The organism is Streptomyces sp. NPDC093591 (genome assembly GCF_044764885.1).
Taxonomy (GTDB): domain Bacteria; phylum Actinomycetota; class Actinomycetes; order Streptomycetales; family Streptomycetaceae; genus Streptomyces.
Genome location: NZ_JBIWIY010000009.1, coordinates 77,314 through 96,766, shown reverse-complemented (window position 1 = coordinate 96,766; position 19,453 = coordinate 77,314). Strand labels below are relative to the sequence as shown.

The window sequence follows — 19,453 nt, the reverse complement described above, 5'->3', positions numbered from 1 at the left end:
TGCACCAAGGAGGCCGATATGTCCGCCGAACCCGGCACCGTACGTCCCGGAGGGCGTACCGCGCGTGTCCGTGCGGCCGTCCTGCGGGCGGCCGGAGATGTGCTCGCGGAGCAGGGATTCGCCGGCCTCGACCTCGCGGACGTGGCCCGGCGCGCCGAGGTGGGCAAGACGACCGTGTACCGCCGGTGGGGCTCGGTGACGGGCCTGGTGGCCGACCTGCTCGCCGACATGGCCGAACAGTCGCTGCCGCGCGAGGAGACCGGGTCCGTGCTCGGGGACCTGCGGGCCAACGCGGCGCTGGTGCGGCGGACGTTGGCGGACGCCCGGCAGGGCGCCCTGTTCCGCGCCGTCATCGCCGCGGCGACCTGCGACGAACGTACCGCGCAGGCGCTGCGGCGGTTCTACGAGGTACGGGTCGCGGAGTGGGCGCCGTGCGTGGAACAGGGCGTCGCCAGGGGGGAGTTGCCCGCCGGGACCGACGCCGCGGCGGTCGTACGGGCGGTGTCGGCGCCCTTGTACTACCAGTTGCTGACGACCGGGGTGGTCCCCGACGCCCCCGCCGCGGAGCGCGCCGCGCGGGCCGCGCATGCGGCTGCCGTGGCGGGGGTGTACGTCGGTCAGCGCGTCGGAACCTAGGCCGCCCCCTCCGGCAACCCTTCCTCCAGCACCTCCCCCGGCACCTGCGCCAGCACCTCGCCCAGCACCCGTGCCGCCCGCTCCACGTCCGCGAACCCGACGTACAGCGGCGTGAAACCGAAGCGCAGCACGTCCGGATGGCGGAAGTCGCCGACCACGCCCCGCTCGATGAGCGCCTTCATGACCTCCCCGGCGCCCTCGCAACGCAGTGCCACCTGGCTGCCGCGCTCCGCGTGCGCCACCGGAGTCACCGACTCCACGCGCCCCTCCCCCACATAGGCCCCGACGCACTCCAGGAAGAAGTCCGTCAGCGCGAGGGACTTGGCGCGCACCGCCTCGATCGACACGCCGTCCCAGACCTCCAGCGCGGCCTCCAGGGCCAGCATGGAGAGGATGTCCGGCGTGCCGACGCGACCGCGCAGTGCGCCCGCCGCCGGTTCGAAGTCGCCGCGCATGCCGAAGGGTTCGGCGTGCGAGTTCCAGCCGGGGAGCGGGGAGTCGAAGCGGTCCTGCAGGTCACTGCGCACATACAGGTACGCCGGTGCACCGGGCCCGCCGTTCAGGTACTTGTACGTACAGCCGACCGCCAGGTCGACCCCGTGCTCGTCCAGGCCCACCGGCAGCGCGCCCGCGCTGTGGCAGAGGTCCCACACGACGTACGACCCCGCCGCGTGCACGGCGGCGGTGAGGGCCGGCAGGTCGTGCAGCCGGCCGGTGCGGTAGTCGACGTGGTTCAGCAGGACGGCGGCCGTACGGTCGTTCAGCGCGGCCGGCACCTGCGCGGGCGTCACGGGCCGCAGCGCGCACCCCGTCATCCGCGCCGCCGACGCGGCGATGTACCCGTCCGTGGGGAAGGTCGTCGCGTCGACCAGGATCTCGTCCCGGCCCGCCCCGCCGTCCGCGGAGTGCGCCATCCGCACGGCGGCGACAACCGCCTTGAAAACATTGACACTTGTCGAGTCGCCGACCACGATCTGGCCGGGCGCCGCGCCGACCAGGGGAGCGATCCGGTCACCGATCCGCTCGGGCGCGGTCCACCAGCCGCTCTCGTCCCAGGAGCGGATACGCAGCTCGCCCCACTGCCGCCGTACGACGTCCTCGACCTGCCCCGACACGTTGGCCGGCAGGGCGCCCAGGGAGTTGCCGTCGAGGTAGACGCCCGCGGCGTCAGCCGCATGATCGGACACGGTGTCGAGCACGAACTGCTTCCGCAGCCCTGCCAGCTCGTCGCGGGCGTCCAGCTCCGCCGCCCTGACGCCGAGGTCACGTATGTCAGACATGAGACCTCGCCGTCCACAGCTCCGGGAACACGTTCTTCTGCGCGCGCTTCTCCAGCCAGGCCACCCCGGCCGAGCCGCCCGTACCGGCCTTGGCGCCCATCGCGCGCCGGGTGGCGACGAGGTGGTCGTTGCGCCAGCGCCACACCAGCTCGGCGACATCGGTCAACGCCTCGCCGAGGCGGGCGAGTTCGCCGTTCTGGTCACCGGAGTAGATCTCGGTCCAGACGGCCTCCACCGCGTCCGACGGCTCGTACCGCCGCGACACGTCGCGCTTGAGCACGCTCTGCGGGATGGCGCAGCCGCGTCGGGCGAGGAAGCGCAGCACCTCGTCGTAGAGGCTCGGCTCGTGCAGCGCCTTCTCCAGTTCCGCGTGGACGCGCGGGGCGCCGCGGTGCGGGACCAGCATGGACGCGGACTTCTCGGCGAGCAGGAACTCCATGCGCCGGTACATCGCCGACTGGAAGCCGGAGCCCTCGCCGAGGGCGCTGCGGTACGCGTTGAACTGGGCAGGCGTGAGCTGGCCGAGCGGCTTCCAGGAGGCGTTCAGGGCCTCCAGTTCCCGTACGGAACGCTTGAGCGCGTCGATCGCCACCGGCACGCGGTCCTCGCGCAGGGCGTTCGCCGCCGTCTCCCACTCGTGGACGATGACCGTGAACCACAGCTCCATCACCTGGGTCGTGACCAGGAAGACCATCTCTCCGGGATCGTCGGAGAGGGTGTGCTGGAGGTGGGTGAGGACGTCCGCCTGTACGTAGTCCTCGTACGGCGTGGTGCCTGCGAAGTCGAGATGCGGAGTCGACGGCTCTTCAGCCTCGTGAGCCTCGTGGGACATCGCTGTCTCCTGTTGTAACTCCGGGTAGCGGTCCGCCCCTGCCGTTATCGACACGGGGGCCCCGGTCCCCGCCGGGCATCTTCTTCGATGGTCCGCCGAAAAGGCAAGGCCCGCCTGATCACACAGGCGGGCCCGGCAGAAGACACCCCTAGGGCGGCCTTAGCCCAGCGTCTGGGCCGCCGTCGGCGAGGAGTCCTTCAGGAACTGGCTGCAGCGCTCGTACTCCTCCTGCTCGCCGATGGCTCCGGCGGCGCGGGCGAGGGCGTGCAGGGCGCGCAGGAAGCCGCGGTTCGGCTCGTGCTCCCAGGGGACGGGGCCGTGCCCCTTCCATCCGTTACGGCGCAGAGAGTCCAGGCCACGGTGGTAGCCCGTACGGGCATAGGCGTACGACTCCACGACGCTGCCCCGCTCGAACGCGTCGTCGGCCAGCTGTGCCCAGGCCAGCGAGGAGGTCGGGTACTTCGCGGCGACGTCCGCGGGCGCGGTGCCCCCGGCGAGCAGCTCACGCGGCTCGGGGTCGTCGGGGAGGTGGGTCGGGGGCGGGCCCCCGAGGAGGTTTTCGTGAATGGCCATGGGTTCAAGTGTGAGGCATCGCCGCGCCCGGCGGTCAGCCGTGTTTCGCCCCCGCCGCCCCTACCCGTCCCATCCCGGGGCGCCCCGGACCTTCGTCGGGGGCTACCGCCCCCAGACCCCCGCTTCTGCCCTGAAGGGGCCTCGTCCTCAAACGCCGGACGGGCTGGGTAAGTCGGCCCGTCCGGCGTTTGAGGGGGCTTGTTCATTGCTAATTCACATCAGCGCAGAGGGTCAGCGAACGGAGCGCACCTGAATCTCTGTCGTACCTCAGGGTGGCAAGAATTGAGGACGACGATTTCGCTCTTACCGAAACCTCGCACTCGCCGCCTCTGGCGGCGGTGTCGACGAGATCAAAGCGAACGGCGCCCTGCTCGGCCGCCGCCATACGCACATTCACTAGACCTCGGTAGTAATCCCGTACCCCTGATGCAGGTCTGTGCAGTCCTGCAACGAGTTCAGGGAGTGCACGCTTCGCCCCCAAGAGTTCCAGGTGATCGAATTTACCCTCGACGTCAAGACGAAGAAGGCCTGCCAACCCGGTCTCGTCATCAAACTCCAGCGCTACACCGCCCGAACTGGACAATGATTCCGTGAAGGAAAGCAGCGCCACGTCAACTTCTGGATCGTAGCGAATGTGGCAATCTATGCGACTTGCCATATAAATCCCCTCGACTCCCGAGTGTGTAGGGCTAGCGTCGCCAGGCCGTCACGCAATAGCCATTGTCGTTGAGTACCACAACTACCTTTGAGCCAGTGTACTTCCAAGTCTTCCGAGCCCTGTCGTACCTGGCTGCCGAATACTTGGTGGCCACTACATTCTGAGCCTCGGGACCCGTGATGCTGTCCTTGGCCATCTCCTCGGAACAGTGAAGGCTGTAGCCCGAGATGAACCGCGGCGCCGAAGCCCGCACGCCGGCCTCAGCCGTCTGCGACGAGCCCATCTGAGAATCGACCGCTGCGTAGGAAGAGCCTACGACGGTAAGCACTGCTGCCAGCGCAAGACCGACCGACGTGCCGGCCTTGAGCGCCTTGTTGCGGAGGTTATTGAGTTCGGCCATTGGCGTGGTGGCTCCTTCTGTATTCAAGTACGTGCGACACAGGTTCTTCTCAGTACTCGTACAGATAGACGTCAGCAAGGGCGCCTGGAGCCGTCCACTTGAAGGTCCTCTTGGACCCCCACCCGTCGCACGTCTGATTGCGCTTGGTCGAACCGTCAGCGAAGTACGCCTTCACACCGACACAGTCCCCGTCGGGTTCATCGTCCTGATACCAACCCGATACCGTGATCTGGCCACCGCTGCAGTCCAGAGTCCATTTCGCCGTAGCGCCGTCGGTCTCAGCGGTCTTCGCCTGGCCACATTGGCCGCGCGTTCGCGCCGTGGCGGTGCCCGCCAGAGTTCCCAGCGTCATCGTCCCCACGGCAACGCTCACTATTGCACCGGCAGAAAACTTGCGCAGAAAGTACGCACTCTGTTACTCCTCGATCGTCGCATAGCAGTTCTATGCGATACGGGGCAACAGGGAATTGTCGCATGCTAGGTCAGGCATGCCAGGTCGAGGGTAAAAATCCCCCGACTCCCCCTGTCGACGCCACCCCCCGGCGACGTCTCAGACCGAAAACTAACCCACTTTTACGTGAAAGTCGAGATAAAAATGATCAACGTGTGTGGGCGAGCGGGTGGAGCGGTTCCGGCGGCCCGGCGACTCGGGCATCGCCCGCGGCACCATCCAGGTCTGCGGCCACAGGTTCAGGCCGGCAAGGCCTACGGCACGAAGAACCGGTCGTCTCCCTCGGCCGCCCGTACGCACGGCGCGCTCTTGTCGTTGTCGGTCTACGACTCAGCTCTGGGCGACGGAAGCGGCGGTCAGGACGGGTAGGGGCGGCAGGGGCGAGGAAACTCCCGGTGGCTACGGCACGCGGCGCCGCGTCGGTCGTCCCTCCAGTGGCGGTGCCGTCACGCCGCCGTGGGTGCGGCACTCTGGGCGGGTGCAGTCCGGGGGCGGGCGTCGTACCGTCGCGAAGGCGAGCAGTGCCCCGGCCGAAAGTGCGCCCGCGCACAGAAGCATTGCCCGGCCGAACGCGTCGTCGAAGGCGTCCGGTGAGCGGTATGCCTCCTGACCCATACCCGTGAGCAGCGGCAGCGCCGCCACGGCGACGAGCCCGGCCGCCCGGGCCGCCGCGTTGTTGATGCCGCTGGCCAGTCCCGCCCGCGCGACGTCCACCGAGGCGAGGACGGTGGCGGTCAGCGGGGCGACCAGGGTCACCAGGCCGAGACCGAGGACGAGCACGGCGGGCAGCACGTCGCCGACGTACGAGGCGTCCGGCCCGACCCGCAGCATCAGCAGCATCCCGGCCGCACACAGCAGCGGTCCCACCGTCAGCGGGATCCGGGGGCCGATCCGGTCGGCGAGGGCACCCGAGCGGGCCGAGAAGAGCAGCATCAGGGCGGTCGTCGGCAGCAGGGCCGTACCGGCGGCGAGAGCGGAGTAGCCGACGACGACCTGGAGCTGGAGGGCGGCGAGGAAGAAGAAGCCGCCGAAGGCCGCGTAGACGCAGAGGGTGACGAGGTTGACCGCCGTGAACTGGCGGGACCTGAAGATGTCCAGCGGCATCATCGGGTCGGGGCGATGGCGCTCGACGTACACGAAGGCGACCCCGGCCGCCACGCCCCCCACCGCGGTGAGGACCACGACCGGCGAGCCCGACCGGCCCTCGATCAGCGCGTACGTCACCAGGGCGAGGGACACCGCACCGAGCGCCGCGCCGAGCACGTCGAAGCGCCCGTGCTTACGGCCGTCCCCCGACTCCGGGACATGCCGCAGCGCCACCGGCACACACAGCAGGGCCAGCGGGACGTTGAGCAGGAACACCCACCGCCAGCCCGGCCCGTCGACCAGCCACCCGCCCAGAAACGGCCCGACCGCCGCGCCGACGCCCCCGAACCCCGACCACAGGCCCACGGCCCGCCCCCGGTCGTCGGGATGGAAGGACGCCTGGATGAGCGCGAGCGAACCCGGCGTGAGGAGCGCCCCGCCGATCCCCTGCAAGGCCCTGGCGGCGATGAGCACCCCCGCGTTCGGGGCGATCCCGCACAGCAGCGAGGCCGCCGCGAACCACACGACCCCGACGACGAAGATCTTGCGGCGCCCGTACCGGTCCCCCAGGGAACCGCCGAGCAGGATCAGCCCGGCCAGCGTGAGCATGTACGCGTTGACGGTCCACTGGAGCGCGGCCAGGTCGGCGTCGAGGTCGCGGCCGATGCGCGGGAGGGCGACGTTGACGACGGTCGAGTCCAGCATGGCCATGCTGGAGCCGAGGACGGTGGTGAGCAGGATCCACTTGCCCTGCGGGGAGGCCAGCCGGACGTCGGGCATGCCCCCAGGTATACAGCGAGCCCGGCGCCATGGCACCGGGCTCGCTGCGAGGTGGGTGAACGCTCGGGTTACTTGATCTTCGTACCCGTGGAGCGCAGGTTCGAGCAGGCCTCCGTCACGCGCGCGGCCATGCTCGCCTCGGCGAGCTTGCCCCAGGTGCGCGGGTCGTAGGTCTTCTTCGAACCGACCTCGCCGTCGACCTTGAGGACACCGTCGTAGTTCTTGAACATGTGGTCGGCGACCGGACGCGTGAAGGCGTACTGCGTGTCGGTGTCGATGTTCATCTTGACGACGCCGTTGTCCAGCGCGGTCGCGATCTCCTCGGCGGTGGAGCCGGAGCCGCCGTGGAAGACGAAGTCGAACGGGGACGCCTTGCCGTACTTGGCGGCGACGCCCTCGTTCAGCTCCTTGAGCAGCTCGGGGCGGAGCACGACGTTGCCCGGCTTGTAGACACCGTGGACGTTGCCGAAGGAAGCGGCGAGCAGGTAGCGTCCCTTCTCCCCGAGACCGAGAGCCTCAACGGTCCGAATGGCGTCGTCGACGGTCGTGTACAGCGAGTCGTTGATCTCGTGCGAGACGCCGTCCTCCTCGCCACCGGTCGGGGTGATCTCGACCTCGAGGATGATCTTCGCGGCGCGGGCGCGCTCCAGCAGCTCCTGCGCGATGGACAGGTTGTCGGCGAGGGTCTCGGCCGAGCCGTCCCACATGTGCGACTGGAACAGCGGGTTCTCACCGCGCGCGACCCGCTCCTCGGACACGGCGAGCAGCGGCCGTACGTACCCGTCGAGCTTGTCCTTCGGGCAGTGGTCCGTGTGCAGGGCGACGGTGATGTCGTACTTCTTGGCGACGATGTGCGCGAACTCGGCCAGGGCGACGGCGCCGGTGACCATGTCCTTGTTGTGCTGGCCGCCCAGGAACTCGGCGCCACCCGTCGAGATCTGGATGATGCCGTCGCTCTCCGCCTCCGCGAAACCGCGCAGGGCCGCGTGCAGGGTCTGGGTCGACGTGACGTTGATGGCCGGGTAGGCGAACTTGCCTGCCTTCGCCCGGTCGAGCATCTCGTTGTAGACCTCGGGGGTTGCGATGGGCATCTGTCCGCTCCTTGGAGTGTGCGGGTTGACGTACTACGTACGTAACTGCGTACGGCGTTCTTCTTACGGCCCTGACCTAGACCTTGGGGGGGGTTGCGACGTCGTCGTCGGCCCCATCTTTCCAGACGAACCGGGATGGTCCGAGCGTCTGTCATCAGCCGAGATGGACGCCCGCCGGACCTCGGTCAGTCGAGCCCGAGTTCGTCCTTGGAGTAGGCGAAGAGGTACGGCACCCCCGCGCCCTCCTGGATCTTCTCGGCGGCGCCGGTGGCCCGGTCGACGATGGTCGCGACGGCGACGACCTCGGCGCCCGCCTCCCGCACGGCCTCGACGGCGGTGAGCGGCGAACCGCCCGTGGTCGAGGTGTCCTCGACGACGAGAACCCGCCGCCCCGCGATGTCCGGCCCCTCGACCTGCCGCTGGAGCCCGTGCGCCTTGGCGGCCTTGCGCACGACGAAGGCGTCCAGCCTCTTCCCGCGCGCCGCGGCGGCGTGCAGCATCGCCGCGGCGACGGGGTCGGCGCCCATGGTGAGCCCGCCCACCGCGTCGAACTCCAGCTCCGCGGTCAGATCGAGCAGCACCTGCCCGACGAGCGGGGCCGCCTCCCCGTCGAGGGTGATCCGCCGGAGATCGACGTAGTAATCGGCCTCCAGCCCCGACGACAGGGTCACCTTGCCGTGCACCACGGCCTTGTCCTTGATCTGCTGCAGCAGATCGCCACGTACGTCAGTCATGCCGCCAGCTTAGAGGCGCCGCCAGCTCCAGACGGTCGTGGCCTCGAGCGGCTCCAGAGGCGTGACCAGGCGAGGCATGCTGTTGAGCCCGTTGGGCGGCCCGGTCTGCGGCTCGACGCAGACGGCGGCCTCCTGCTCGTCGTAGACGACGACCCACTCCTCCCGACTGCTCACCTTCAGCTCCAACTGCCCCGGCCAGGTGAGCGTGACGTCGACGCCGTCGGGCATACCGAAGCAGTCGTCCCAGGGCCCCGGCTTCGGCTCGATCCGATTCCCGGTGGGAAGGTGGTCGTCCCCGCGCTCCTCCTGCCAGGCCGGGCTGAAGTCGAGCCGCACATCCTGCGCCCCCTCCCCTCCGAGGTTCCGGTTGAACCAGGGATGCCAGCCGATCTGCGCCGGGAAGGACGTCTCGTACGTCTCGACGGACATGGTGAGGCTGAGACTGTCCTCCGCGAGCCGCACGACCTGCGTGACACGGCCGGCGTAGGGCCACGGCTCGACCAGGTCGTACGTGATGACCGCCTCGTCGCCGGCGACCCGGGCGACGCGCCAGGCGCCGTCCCGTACGGTGCCGTGGATGGCGTTCGGCGGGGCGTTGAGCGGCATCTGCCGCACCACGGCCCCGTCCAGGAACCGCCCGTCCCGGATCCGCCCGCACCAGGGAACCATCGGGAAACACCCGAACCGCTCCCCCTGCCGCAACAGCTCCCTCCCCCCGACGCGCAGCCCCCCGACCCGCCCGCCGTTCCCCGGCAGCACGTCCACCTCCGCGTCACCCGCGGTCAGCGTGATGTGTTCGTTACTCACGGGACGACCCTACTGGGGTGATCAAGGGGGCGTATCCAGCCCGTCCAGCGGTGGAGGACGACGCCGTTCCTACCCCCCACCCGCCGGGGGCTTCACCTCTCAACGCCGGCCCGTGCATTTCAGCCCGTCCGGCGTCTGAGGACGAGGCCCGTTCAGGGCCGAAGCGGGGGTCTGGGGGCCGCAGGCCCCCGGGGAGCCCGGGGTCGAAGGGGCGGAGCCCCTGGGGACGGGACGGGTAGGGGCGGCGGGGGCGAAAACCCTCAGCGCCGTCGCCGCAGCATCCGCCCCACCACGATCGCCGACGCCACCACCACGGCCGCCGCCGGAGCCGCCCACCGCAACGCGGAACTCGGCGCGACGGTCTGCGGCGCCGGCACCGGCGCATAACGCCCCCGCGGCGGAGCATGGTCCACTTCCTCCGCACTACGCCCGATCATCGTCCGCCGGGCATGAGCCGCCTCAGCGACGGCAGGCTCACCACCATCGGCACCACCATCGGCACCAGCATCCGTAGGTTCGCTCACTTCAGCACCCGGTTCAGGCGCCGCAGGCTCACGCGCCGCAGGCTCAGGCGCCGCAGCATCATCCGCATCCGGCGTCGTCTCGAAGTCACTGGTGACCCGCGTCTCGAACTCCCCCGGAGCCAGGGTCTCCAGAGTCTCCCCGGTGTCCTCGGCGTCCCCTGCCTCGTCCTCCCCCACCACCGAAGCCGTCTCCCCCGCGACCACCCCGAGCTGCTCCCCGAACCGGCTCAGCAACCGAGCCACGGCCGTCCCGACCGCCTCCGCCGAGAACTCCGCGACCCGCCCGTCCGCCGAAGCGGCCCCCTCGAACGTCACGGCGGAGCCCCCGTCGGCCTCCCGAACCCGCACCGTCAAGGCGAGCTTCACCGAACCGCTGCCCCGAGCCTCGGTGGCGTCGCCCTCGACGGCGTACGAACCGTCCTCGCGCTCGGACACCCGCACAGCACCCCGGTACGTGATGGTGTGACCACCGACGCGCAGTTTCAGCCGCCCGGCGACAGGCTCGGCCCCGGCGTCCTGCTGGAGCCCGGGGACCGCCCGGGCAACCCGTACGGGATCGGCCAGCACCTCCCTGAGCCGCTCGGCCGCAACCGGAACGAACACCTCATGCTCCATGGTGAGCGAGCCTACCCAGCATGGCGCGAAGCGCACCCGCACATCCGGGGATTCTCACCGGCTCCGGACCCGCCGGGCGTATCCTCCGCCCCGCCCACGCCCTGCACCCCTGCCCCTGCCCTGCCCCCGCCCTCAATACCGCGGATGCACCAACGTCGACACCCCCAGCCCCCCGACCCGAGTCCCCTCCGCCACCCCCGCATGCCGCACCAGCCCCTCCTGCGTCAACGTCCCCAACCGCGGCGCCCCCTCCCCCTCCCGGAGCCGCAGCGCCGGCCGCTCCCCCCGCCCCGCGAGGATGAACCCCCAGTCGTGCGGTGCCCGCGTAGGGCCTGCCGAGCGGTCGGGGCCCGGGGCGAAGCCGGAGTCGCGGCCCCTGACGCAGTACGGCACCGTGCGCAGACCGGCCGCGCGGAGTGTGGTGTCGACCGTCCAGAAACTGCGGGGGCGGGAGGAGACCGGCCCGGCGTGGACGGCGAGGCGCCCGTGCGGGGTCAGGACGCGGCGGGCGAGGCCGTAGAACTCCTGTGAGTACAGCTTCGTGCTGGCGGTGATGCCGGGGTCGGGCAGATCCGAGATGACGACGTCGTACGTCCCCGGCGGCGCCGCCCGCAGCCGACGGAAGGCGTCGCCCGTCATGACGTGGACGCGAGGGTCGTCGTAGGCATGGCTGTTCAGCTTCGACAGCGGCGGGTCCCGGCGCGCCAACCGCACCACCCCGGCGTCGGCCTCGACCACGTCGACCCGCCGCACCCCGGAGTGGCGCAGCACCTCGCGCGCCGCCAGCCCGTCCCCGCCGCCGAGGATCAGTACGCGTGTGTGGTCGCCGCTCATCGCGGGGTGGACCAGCGCCTCGTGGTAGCGGCGTTCGTCGCGGCCGCTGACCCTCAGGCGGCCGTCGAGGAAGAGATCGAGGGGGCGGCCGTGGGTGCCGCCGGTGATGACGACCTCCTGGACGTCCGTCTGGAGCGCCACGCGTACGTCCCGCCCGTACACCGCCTGCCGGGCCGCCCGTTCGAAGTCGTCGACGAGGACGGCGGCCGAGGCGAGGATGCCGAGCACCGTGAGGTTGGCGATCACCAGCAGCCAGCGGGCGCGGCGGGTCAGGTCCCCCCGGAACAGGCCGAGGACCAGTGCGCCGCCCGCGACGGCGTTGACGGCGCCGGTGATCAGGGTCGCGGTCAACTGGCCCAGCAGAGGCAGCAGAAGGAAGGGGAAGGCGAGACCGCCGACGAGGGCGCCGACGTAGTCCGCGGCGAACAGGTCGGCCACCGCGCCGCCCGCGTCCTGGCGCCGGATGCGCTGGATCAGCTCCATCAGCAGCGGCACTTCGGCGCCGATCAGCAGGCCGATGGTGAGCGAGAAGGCGACGAGGAGGCAGCGGGGGCCGTTGGCCCACATACCGCCCCAGTCGCCGGTCCAGGCGAAGACGGCGTACAGGGCGAGCGCGCTGCAGCCGCCGACCAGGGCGAGTACGGCCTCGATGGCGCCGAACCCGGCCGCGGCGAGCGGGCGCAGGCGTTTGGCGACGAGGGAGCCGAGGCCCATCGCGAAGACCATGACGGACAGCACGACGGAGGCCTGGGTGACCGAGTCGCCGATCAAGTACGAGGCGAGGGCGACGAGTTCGAGTTCGTATACGAGCCCGCAGGCGGCGCAGACGAAGACGCCCGCGAGGACCAGGAACCGGGCCGTGCCCGGCCGGACCGGGAGCCGCGCGCAGCCGCCCCGGGGCGGCGCTGTGCCGGGTGGGGCGGGTGCGTGCGGTTCGATCACGTTGCCGACGGTACGTTACGCCTGCGGCACGCTGGGTCACCCACACGTGTGGTGTTGATGCGAGGGACGTTTGCGTCGCCTCAGACGCCGGACGGGCTGAGATCCCCTCCCCGGCGCCGGGACGTACCCGACACCACCCGCACCCCCACCCGTGTCCGGGTGGCCACCAACTGCCCGTCCTGCGGATACGCGTGCCACGTACGCCAGTGCATCTGCCCCTCGTGGTGCTGGGCCAGCAGCGCGGTGAAGGCGTGCGGGCTGCCGGGGAACACCCCGGCGAGGCCGTGCGGGTGGTCGGCCACCAGGGCCAGCAACTCCTGTGCGCGGCCCGCGAACTGACCCGGCGACAGCACCTCCACCCGGGCCGCGAACTCGTACTCCCAGTCGCCCACCCGCTTGGCCACCCCGAGCGGCAGCGGCGTGCTGCTGCCCGGCATGCATGCCACGGTCTCCGAGCAGATGCCCCGCTCCTCCTGCAGGAGTACCTGATGGGACGCGCCGAGCAGTCTCAACTCGAGCTTCGCGCCGGTCAGTTCGAGGTCGAGGGTGGCCAGTGCGGGCAGCGGCTCCCGCCCCAGGGCCCAGGCGAGGTCTGCCGCGCGCGTGTCGGTATAGGCGGTGTTCAGGGTCGTGAGCATGGATGGGCTCCGCTAGCACGCAAGGAAAGGGAGGTATCGGTCTCCGGCGCACCCCCGGCCGACACCGGGAGGTCGGCCGGGTCAGCCCAGTCGGCCGGTCAGAAGAGGTGTCCGCGGGACGTCCGAGGGGCTGCGTTGGTGAATTTCACTGAATCATGAACGGTGGCGCCGTCACAGCGTTTTTACCCAAGTTCGTAGGGTTTCCATCCCTCAGAGGGCTTATCAGCTCAACTGTTCAACCCCGGCGTACGCCGGGGCGCATCTGCCCGCCGCGAAAGCCGTACGGAAAACAGCAAAGCGGGGCCGGTCCAGGCACCGGCCCCGCTCCTTCCGGATGCGGTTCCCCCTGGGGGAACTCAGCTGCCCCGTGTCAGCTGCCTCCGCCACCGCATCCGCCCCCGCCCCCTCCTCCGCAGGACGACCCGCCTCCGCAGGACGAGCCGCCTCCGCAGGACGAACCCCCCGAGCCGCCGTCTCCCCCGCCGGCCCACCAGCTGCCGCCGGACGCGCCCGAGCTGTCGTGCGAGCTCCCCCGGCGACTACGCGTGCGGTGGGCCGAACCGCCACCGCCGGCGCGTGCGATGGACACGACGATCACCACGAACCCCACTGCGACCAGCGCCCCCACGAATACTGTGGTCATGGCGTCAGCCTCCTTCCGTTCCCCCGAAGCGGACCGAGGCGTCCCCCCGTGGGCGCCTCCCGCTCGGTGCGTGGCAGTGAGATGCCCGGCCGTCTCACGACCCAAAGCAGAGTTGAGCAACTCCAGAGCTTGGGCGCAGGATGACCGGCATGACCTCCACCTCGCGCCCCCTGCTCAACCGCCGTCTCGCCGAGTTCGGGACGACGATCTTCGCCGAGATGTCCGCGCTGGCCCTGCGGACCGGGTCCATCAACCTGGGCCAGGGCTTCCCCGACACCGACGGCCCCGAGGAGGTCCGTGAGGCGGCCGTACGGGCCCTGCGGGACGGGCGCGGCAACCAGTACCCGCCGGGACCCGGCGTCCCCGAGCTGCGCACCGCGATCGCCGCGCACCAGGAGCGGCGCTACGGGCTGTCGTACGACCCGGACGCGGAGGTCCTGGTCACCGCGGGCGCCACCGAGGCCATCGCGGCCACACTGCTCGCGCTGCTGGAGCCCGGCGACGAGGTCATCGCCTTCGAGCCGTACTACGACTCCTACGCGGCCTGCATCGCCATGGCGGGCGGCACGCGCGTGCCGGTCACCCTGCGGCCGAGCGAGGGCAGCTTCCGGCTCGACCTGGACGAGCTGCGCGCCGCCGTCACCGACCGCACCCGACTGCTGCTGATCAACACCCCGCACAACCCGACCGGCACGGTCCTCACCCGCGAGGAGCTGGCCGCGATCGCCGAGCTGGCCGTCGAGCGGGACCTGCTCGTGGTGACCGACGAGGTGTACGAGCACCTGGTCTTCGACGACGCCGAGCACCTGCCGCTGGCCACTTTCCCGGGGATGCGGGAGCGGACGGTGACCATCGGGTCGGCGGGCAAGACGTTCTCCTTCACCGGCTGGAAGGTCGGCTGGGTGACCGCGCCGTCCGGCCTGGTCACGGCGGTGCGGTCGGCGAAGCAGTTCCTGACCTACGTCTCGTCGGGGCCGTTCCAGTACGCGGTCGCCGAGGCGCTCGCCCTGCCCGACAGCTACTTCGCGGCCTTCCGCGCGGACATGCTGGCCAAGCGGGACCTGCTGGCGGCGGGGCTGACGGAGGCGGGGTTCGAGGTCTTCAAGCCCGCCGGCACCTACTTCATCACCACCGACATCCGGCCCCTCGGCGAGAGCGACGGCTTCGCCTTCTGCCGGGCGCTGCCGGAGCGGGCCGGGGTGGTCGCCATCCCCAACGCGGTCTTCTACGACCACCGGGAGGCGGGGGCGCCGTTCGTGCGGTTCGCGTTCTGCAAGCAGACGGGGGTGCTGGAGGAGGCGGTGCGGCGGCTCAAGGCCCTGGCGGGCTGAGGCCCCACAGTTGTCCACAGGCTGTGGACGGCGAGAGCCCGGCCCGGCACGCGGCCGTGCCGGCCGGTGCCCTGGGCCGGGCTCTGCCTCGCCCGCGGCGCGTGCCCGGTCGTGTTCGCCGGTACGCCGCCGTGGGCCACGCCTGCTGTCGCGGCTTACTCGCCGTCTTCGTCCTCGGGCTTCTCCGCCTCGTTGATCTCCTGCTCCAGGCCGAGCTGCTCGACGAGCCACTTGTCGAACTCGATGGCGGCCCGCACCCAGCTGACCGTCGACGAGACGAAGTGCTCCAGGCTCACGCCGGTGCCGATCAGCATCTGCGCCTCGCCGATCAGGCGGACGGTGCCGTCGTCGTGCGTGTGGCTGTAGACCTTGGGCCACAGGGTCCGGCGGTTCCAGTCGTCGATCGACTCGAGGAGCTGCGGCTTCTCGTCGATCTGGTGGGGCCGGTCGTAGAACGTCCGCACCGAGAAGACCTGCTGGTCGCCCTCGCCGCGGAACATGAAGTACGTACGGAACTGCTCCCACGGCGCCGCGAGGTCACCCTCGTCGTCGACGACGTACTTCAGCTCCATCTGGTCCAGGAGCTGCTTCACGAGGTCCTGATCCGGGACAACGGGGCCGGGCGGCGGGCCGGGCTGCGGCTGCTGCTGACCCCCGAAGTTCGGAATCGAGGACGGGTCGATGCTCACCGTGATTTTCCCTTCGTACGGATTCCGCCATCCTCCCCCATGCGGGGAGGGGGGTGGCAAGCCCGGACGGGGCTGTCAGCCCTCGGCTGACTCGATCCGGTCACTCCGTGCGGGTACCCGGACCCACCGGGTACCCGCGATGACGGCTTCCTGCCGGGTCACAGTGTCTTTCCGGCCGCCGGGCCCAAGGTCAGCCCGTCCCCGGAGGTGTCCACCCGGACCGTGTCGCCGTCCTTGACCTCGCCGGCAAGGATCTTCTTGGCCAGACGGTCGCCGATCGCGGTCTGGATGAGGCGGCGCAGGGGGCGGGCGCCATAGGCCGGGTCCATGCCCTCGTCGGCGAGCCAGGCCAGGGCCTCGTCGGTGACCTCCAGGGTGAGGCGGCGTTCCGCGAGCCGCTTGGCCAGGCGGTCGATCTGGAGCCGCGCGATGCGGCCCAGCTCGTCCTTCATCAGGGCCGAGAAGACCACCAGGTCGTCCAGCCGGTTGAGGAACTCCGGCTTGAAGGAGGCCCGGACCACCTCCAGCACCTGTTCCTTCTTCTCGGCCTCGCTGGTGATCGGGTCGACCAGGAACTGGCTGCCCAGGTTCGACGTCAGCACCAGGATCGCGTTGCGGAAGTCGACCGTACGGCCCTGACCGTCCGTCAGCCGCCCGTCGTCCAGCACCTGGAGCAGGATGTCGAAGACCTCCGGGTGCGCCTTCTCCACCTCGTCGAGGAGCACGACGCTGTACGGCCGCCTGCGCACCGCCTCCGTCAGCTGGCCGCCCTCCTCGTAGCCGACGTACCCGGGGGGCGCGCCGACCAGCCGGGCCACGCTGTGCTTCTCGCTGTACTCCGACATGTCGATGCGGACCATCGCCCGCTCGTCGTCGAAGAGGAAGTCGGCGAGGGCCTTGGCGAGTTCGGTCTTGCCGACGCCGGTCGGGCCCAGGAAGAGGAAGGAGCCGGTCGGCCGGTCGGGGTCGGCGATGCCGGCGCGGGTGCGCCGTACGGCGTCGGACACGGCCCGCACGGCCTCGGTCTGCCCGATGAGCCGCTTGCCCAACTCCTCCTCCATGCGCAGGAGTTTCTGCGTCTCGCCCTCCAGGAGACGCCCGGCCGGAATGCCGGTCCAGGCTGCGACGGTGTCGGCGATGTCGTCCGAGCCGACCTCCTCCTTGACCATCGTGGACTTGGCGGCTGCCTCCTCGGCCTGCGAGGCTTCCTCCAAGTCCCGCTCCAGGGCCGGGATCTCGCCGTAGAGCAGCTTGCTGGCGGTGTCGAAGTCGCCGTCGCGCTGGGCGCGTTCGGCCTGCCCGCGCGCCTCGTCGAGCCTCTCCTTCAGCTCGCCGACGCGGTTGAGGGACTGCTTCTCCTTCTCCCAGCGGGCGGTCAGCCCCCGCAGCTCCTCCTCCTTGTCGGCGAGGTCACGGCGCAGCCGCTCCAGGCGCTCGCGGGAGGCCGGGTCGGTCTCCTTCTCCAGCGCGAGCTCCTCCATCTTCAACCGGTCGACGGCGCGCTGGAGTTCGTCGATCTCGACCGGGGACGAGTCGATCTCCATCCGCAGCCGGGAGGCCGCCTCGTCGACGAGGTCGATGGCCTTGTCGGGCAGGAAGCGGGAGGTGATGTACCGATCGGAGAGGGTCGCCGCCGCCACGAGCGCACTGTCCGCGATCTGCACCTTGTGGTGGGCCTCGTAGCGCCCCTTGAGCCCGCGCAGGATCGCGATGGTGTCCTCGACGGTCGGCTCGGCGACCAGCACCTGCTGGAACCGCCGCTCCAGCGCGGGGTCCTTCTCGATCCGCTCCCGGTACTCGTCCAGCGTGGTGGCACCCACCATGCGCAGCTCACCGCGCGCGAGCATGGGCTTGAGCATGTTCCCGGCGTCCATGGCGGTGTCCCCACCGGCACCGGCGCCCACGACGGTGTGCAGCTCGTCGATGAAGGTGATGATCTGCCCGTCGGAGCCCTTGATCTCCGCGAGCACGGTCTTCAGCCGCTCCTCGAACTCACCCCGGTACTTGGCCCCGGCCACCATGGCACCCAGGTCGAGCGCGACGAGCCGCTTGTCCTTGAGGGACTCGGGCACGTCCCCCTTGACGATGCGCTGGGCGAGCCCTTCGACGACGGCGGTCTTGCCGACGCCGGGCTCACCGATGAGGACGGGGTTGTTCTTGGTACGGCGGGACAGCACCTGCACGACCCGCCGGATCTCCTGGTCCCGCCCGATGACGGGGTCGAGCTTGCCCTCCCGGGCGGCGGCGGTGAAGTCGGTGCCGAACTTCTCCAGCGCCTTGTACTGCCCCTCGGGGTCGGCGCTGGTCACCCGGCGCCCGCCGCGCGCCTTCTGGAAGGCGTCCAGCAGCTTCTGCGCAGTGGCCCCCTGCCGGCTGAGCACCTCACCCGCGTGTCCGCCCTTGGCCGCGACGCCGATGAGCAGGTGCTCGGTGGAGAGGTACTCGTCCCCGAGCTCCTTCGCCCGCGCCTGGGCGTCCGCGATCACGGCGAGCAGCTCGCGGTTGGGCTGCGGGGGCGCGACGGTGGACCCGGTCACGCTGGGCAGCGAGGCGAGCACCTTCTCCGCACCGGCGCGCACGACGGCCTGGTCGGCGTCGACGGCGGCGAGAAGATCGACGATGTTCTCGTTGTCCTGCCCCTGGAGCAGAGCGAGGAGCAGGTGGGCAGGGGTGAGGTCCGCGTGGCCCTCGGTAAGGGCCCGGTTGCTGGCCGCGTTGATCGCGTCCCGGCTCCTGTTGGTCAGCTCGGCGTCCACGTTGGCGTTCTCCTCCTGGCGTCAGCGTCTCGCAGTACCGACTGAGTACTGACTGAGTCAGCGTACACAAAGTTGAGTCTATTCCGCTCAAGGTGGTCGAGGAGGCTTGCGGCGGCTAGGTTTCCGGACCATGGCCGCACACCCGCAGGACCCGGGCGCGCCGGACGCGCCGTACCTCACCTTCTGGCAGGAGAGGCACCTGTGCACTCTGACGACACTGCGCCCGGACGGCACCCCCCATGTCGTACCCGTCGGAGTCACATACGACCCCGAGGCGCGACTTGCTCGGGTGATCACCAACAAGTCGAGCGCGAAGGTGGGCCATGTACTGGCCGCCGGCCCGGAGGGGGCGCGGGTGGCGGTGTGCCAGGTGGACGGGGGGCGGTGGGCGACGCTGGAGGGGATGGCGCGGGTCCGGACCGAGCGCGAGCGGGTCGCGGAGGCGGAACGGCGGTACGCACAGCGGTACGGGCGGACGCCGGCGCCGAATCCCGACCGAGTGGTGATCGAGATCGAGTTGCGGCGGGGGATGGGGCGCGGGTGACCGGGGTGTGCCGGGTCGGCCGGGGTGCCGGGTCGGCCGGATACCGGGCGACCGGTTTCAGCCACCGCAGGAACTGCTCGATACGGGGAAATGTCCTCCGAAAACTGCAGCGGCGTCACCGTGTTCAGGTCACGGTGACGCCGCTGCGGGGGGAAGCACCTGAGCGATCTGTTACGACGGGGGAATCGCGTCAGGCACTGCGGGGGGTGGCTGAGATGGTCCTTTGGGCCGGGGCTTCCGGCTCCACCAGTCGGTGGTCGCGCTGATCCAGGTTGACGAAGATCATTCCGTACCGGATGGCACACCGCACGGGCTGCGGCGCCCCCCGAGGCCGCCGCAGACACCGGTAAGCCCGTACGTCCTCGTCCTCGTCCCGCGTGACGACGACCGGCTCACCGAAGACTGTCACCATCAACGAGTCACCGGGGTGGGGGATCGCGGTGACAAGGTCGATGAAGTGCCAGCCGGAGCGGTAGGCGGTGGCCATTTCTCTGCGGAAGGAGCGGTCGTCGGGTGGAGTCGTCATCGCGATCAGTCCCAGGAGGTGTCTTCGGTGTGCTCGCCACCGCCGGCTACCGCAGCCGAGCTACTGACCGCCCGCACGTCACT

At 70.5% G+C, this 19,453-nt stretch carries 18 protein-coding genes; 3 read left to right on the top strand and 15 right to left on the bottom strand.

All coding sequences use genetic code 11. The features are described from left to right. Positions 1-18 precede the first annotated feature (18 nt). The gene (locus ACIREI_RS20330; RefSeq protein WP_403334532.1) at positions 19-636 is read left to right on the top strand and encodes a TetR/AcrR family transcriptional regulator; all 618 of its coding nucleotides are present in this window, start codon (positions 19-21) and stop codon (positions 634-636) included. On the opposite strand, the gene kynU is transcribed toward ACIREI_RS20330, so the two are convergent. The 12 genes from kynU to ACIREI_RS20270 all read right to left on the bottom strand — a co-directional run bounded on the left by kynU (position 633) and on the right by ACIREI_RS20270 (position 12,881). Next, the gene (kynU, locus tag ACIREI_RS20325; protein WP_403334531.1) at positions 633-1,916 is read right to left on the bottom strand and encodes a kynureninase; all 1,284 of its coding nucleotides are present in this window, start codon (positions 1,914-1,916) and stop codon (positions 633-635) included. The genes ACIREI_RS20330 and kynU overlap by 4 nt on opposite strands. Beyond that, positions 1,909-2,748, bottom strand: a complete 840-nt coding sequence (locus tag ACIREI_RS20320) for a tryptophan 2,3-dioxygenase family protein (protein ID WP_403334529.1) — start codon at positions 2,746-2,748, stop codon at positions 1,909-1,911. Before ACIREI_RS20320 ends, kynU begins: the two co-directional genes overlap by 8 nt. A gap of 159 nt (positions 2,749-2,907) precedes the next feature. Next, positions 2,908-3,321, bottom strand: a complete 414-nt coding sequence (locus tag ACIREI_RS20315; RefSeq protein WP_388804048.1) for a DUF3151 domain-containing protein — start codon at positions 3,319-3,321, stop codon at positions 2,908-2,910. A gap of 208 nt (positions 3,322-3,529) precedes the next feature. Then, positions 3,530-3,979, bottom strand: coding sequence for a hypothetical protein (locus tag ACIREI_RS20310; RefSeq protein ID WP_403334527.1), 450 nt, complete (start codon positions 3,977-3,979; stop codon positions 3,530-3,532). A 31-nt stretch (positions 3,980-4,010) separates the two neighbouring features. After that, entirely contained in the window at positions 4,011-4,379 is a 369-nt protein-coding gene (locus tag ACIREI_RS20305) for a hypothetical protein (protein WP_403334525.1), read from the bottom strand. Between the two features lie 850 nt (positions 4,380-5,229). Next, complete coding sequence (locus ACIREI_RS20300) at positions 5,230-6,696, bottom strand: MFS transporter (protein ID WP_403334523.1); 1,467 nt, start codon at positions 6,694-6,696, stop codon at positions 5,230-5,232. Positions 6,697-6,764: 68 nt separating this feature from the next. Continuing rightward, positions 6,765-7,787, bottom strand: a complete 1,023-nt coding sequence (gene fbaA / locus ACIREI_RS20295; RefSeq protein WP_403334521.1) for a class II fructose-bisphosphate aldolase — start codon at positions 7,785-7,787, stop codon at positions 6,765-6,767. Positions 7,788-7,972: 185 nt separating this feature from the next. Then, positions 7,973-8,521, bottom strand: coding sequence for an orotate phosphoribosyltransferase (gene pyrE, locus ACIREI_RS20290; RefSeq protein WP_403334519.1), 549 nt, complete (start codon positions 8,519-8,521; stop codon positions 7,973-7,975). 9 nt (positions 8,522-8,530) lie between these two features. Next, positions 8,531-9,328, bottom strand: coding sequence for an aldose 1-epimerase (locus ACIREI_RS20285; RefSeq protein ID WP_403334517.1), 798 nt, complete (start codon positions 9,326-9,328; stop codon positions 8,531-8,533). 260 nt (positions 9,329-9,588) lie between these two features. Continuing rightward, the gene (locus ACIREI_RS20280; RefSeq protein WP_403334516.1) at positions 9,589-10,467 is read right to left on the bottom strand and encodes an SRPBCC domain-containing protein; all 879 of its coding nucleotides are present in this window, start codon (positions 10,465-10,467) and stop codon (positions 9,589-9,591) included. Positions 10,468-10,599: 132 nt separating this feature from the next. Then, a complete protein-coding gene (locus ACIREI_RS20275; protein WP_403334514.1) occupies positions 10,600-12,243 on the bottom strand; it encodes a polyamine aminopropyltransferase in 1,644 nt (547 codons plus the stop codon). An 80-nt stretch (positions 12,244-12,323) separates the two neighbouring features. Further along, a complete protein-coding gene (locus ACIREI_RS20270) occupies positions 12,324-12,881 on the bottom strand; it encodes a DUF2617 family protein (RefSeq protein ID WP_403334512.1) in 558 nt (185 codons plus the stop codon). A 783-nt stretch (positions 12,882-13,664) separates the two neighbouring features. Here ACIREI_RS20270 and ACIREI_RS20265 point away from each other — a divergent pair. Beyond that, positions 13,665-14,855 carry a pyridoxal phosphate-dependent aminotransferase gene (locus ACIREI_RS20265; RefSeq protein ID WP_403334510.1) on the top strand — a complete coding sequence of 397 codons (1,191 nt, stop codon included), beginning with the start codon at positions 13,665-13,667 and terminating at the stop codon, positions 14,853-14,855. Positions 14,856-15,010: 155 nt separating this feature from the next. Here the strand turns inward: ACIREI_RS20265 and ACIREI_RS20260 are convergent, their stop codons facing one another. Both ACIREI_RS20260 and clpB read right to left on the bottom strand, forming a co-directional pair. Continuing rightward, positions 15,011-15,544 carry a YbjN domain-containing protein gene (locus ACIREI_RS20260; protein ID WP_403334509.1) on the bottom strand — a complete coding sequence of 178 codons (534 nt, stop codon included), beginning with the start codon at positions 15,542-15,544 and terminating at the stop codon, positions 15,011-15,013. Between the two features lie 158 nt (positions 15,545-15,702). After that, positions 15,703-18,300, bottom strand: a complete 2,598-nt coding sequence (gene clpB, locus ACIREI_RS20255; RefSeq protein ID WP_403334507.1) for an ATP-dependent chaperone ClpB — start codon at positions 18,298-18,300, stop codon at positions 15,703-15,705. Between the two features lie 130 nt (positions 18,301-18,430). On the opposite strand from clpB, the gene ACIREI_RS20250 reads away from it, so the two are divergent. Then, positions 18,431-18,844, top strand: coding sequence for a pyridoxamine 5'-phosphate oxidase family protein (locus ACIREI_RS20250; RefSeq protein ID WP_403334505.1), 414 nt, complete (start codon positions 18,431-18,433; stop codon positions 18,842-18,844). A 190-nt stretch (positions 18,845-19,034) separates the two neighbouring features. Here ACIREI_RS20250 and ACIREI_RS20245 read toward each other — a convergent pair whose 3' ends face one another. Next, positions 19,035-19,370, bottom strand: coding sequence for a hypothetical protein (locus ACIREI_RS20245; RefSeq protein WP_403334504.1), 336 nt, complete (start codon positions 19,368-19,370; stop codon positions 19,035-19,037). Positions 19,371-19,453: the final 83 nt, after the last annotated feature.

Coding starts and splice junctions, on each gene's coding strand:
- fbaA (WP_403334521.1), bottom strand. CDS start 7,787: ATGCCCATCGCAACCCCCGAGGTCTACAACGAGATGCTCGACCGGGCG.
- ACIREI_RS20305 (WP_403334525.1), bottom strand. CDS start 4,379: ATGGCCGAACTCAATAACCTCCGCAACAAGGCGCTCAAGGCCGGCACG.
- pyrE (WP_403334519.1), bottom strand. CDS start 8,521: ATGACTGACGTACGTGGCGATCTGCTGCAGCAGATCAAGGACAAGGCC.
- ACIREI_RS20280 (WP_403334516.1), bottom strand. CDS start 10,467: ATGGAGCATGAGGTGTTCGTTCCGGTTGCGGCCGAGCGGCTCAGGGAG.
- ACIREI_RS20315 (WP_388804048.1), bottom strand. CDS start 3,321: ATGGCCATTCACGAAAACCTCCTCGGGGGCCCGCCCCCGACCCACCTC.
- ACIREI_RS20245 (WP_403334504.1), bottom strand. CDS start 19,370: ATGACGACTCCACCCGACGACCGCTCCTTCCGCAGAGAAATGGCCACC.
- ACIREI_RS20330 (WP_403334532.1), top strand. CDS start 19: ATGTCCGCCGAACCCGGCACCGTACGTCCCGGAGGGCGTACCGCGCGT.
- ACIREI_RS20250 (WP_403334505.1), top strand. CDS start 18,431: ATGGCCGCACACCCGCAGGACCCGGGCGCGCCGGACGCGCCGTACCTC.
- kynU (WP_403334531.1), bottom strand. CDS start 1,916: ATGTCTGACATACGTGACCTCGGCGTCAGGGCGGCGGAGCTGGACGCC.
- ACIREI_RS20320 (WP_403334529.1), bottom strand. CDS start 2,748: ATGTCCCACGAGGCTCACGAGGCTGAAGAGCCGTCGACTCCGCATCTC.
- ACIREI_RS20265 (WP_403334510.1), top strand. CDS start 13,665: ATGACCGGCATGACCTCCACCTCGCGCCCCCTGCTCAACCGCCGTCTC.
- ACIREI_RS20270 (WP_403334512.1), bottom strand. CDS start 12,881: ATGCTCACGACCCTGAACACCGCCTATACCGACACGCGCGCGGCAGAC.
- ACIREI_RS20300 (WP_403334523.1), bottom strand. CDS start 6,696: ATGCCCGACGTCCGGCTGGCCTCCCCGCAGGGCAAGTGGATCCTGCTC.
- ACIREI_RS20310 (WP_403334527.1), bottom strand. CDS start 3,979: ATGGCAAGTCGCATAGATTGCCACATTCGCTACGATCCAGAAGTTGAC.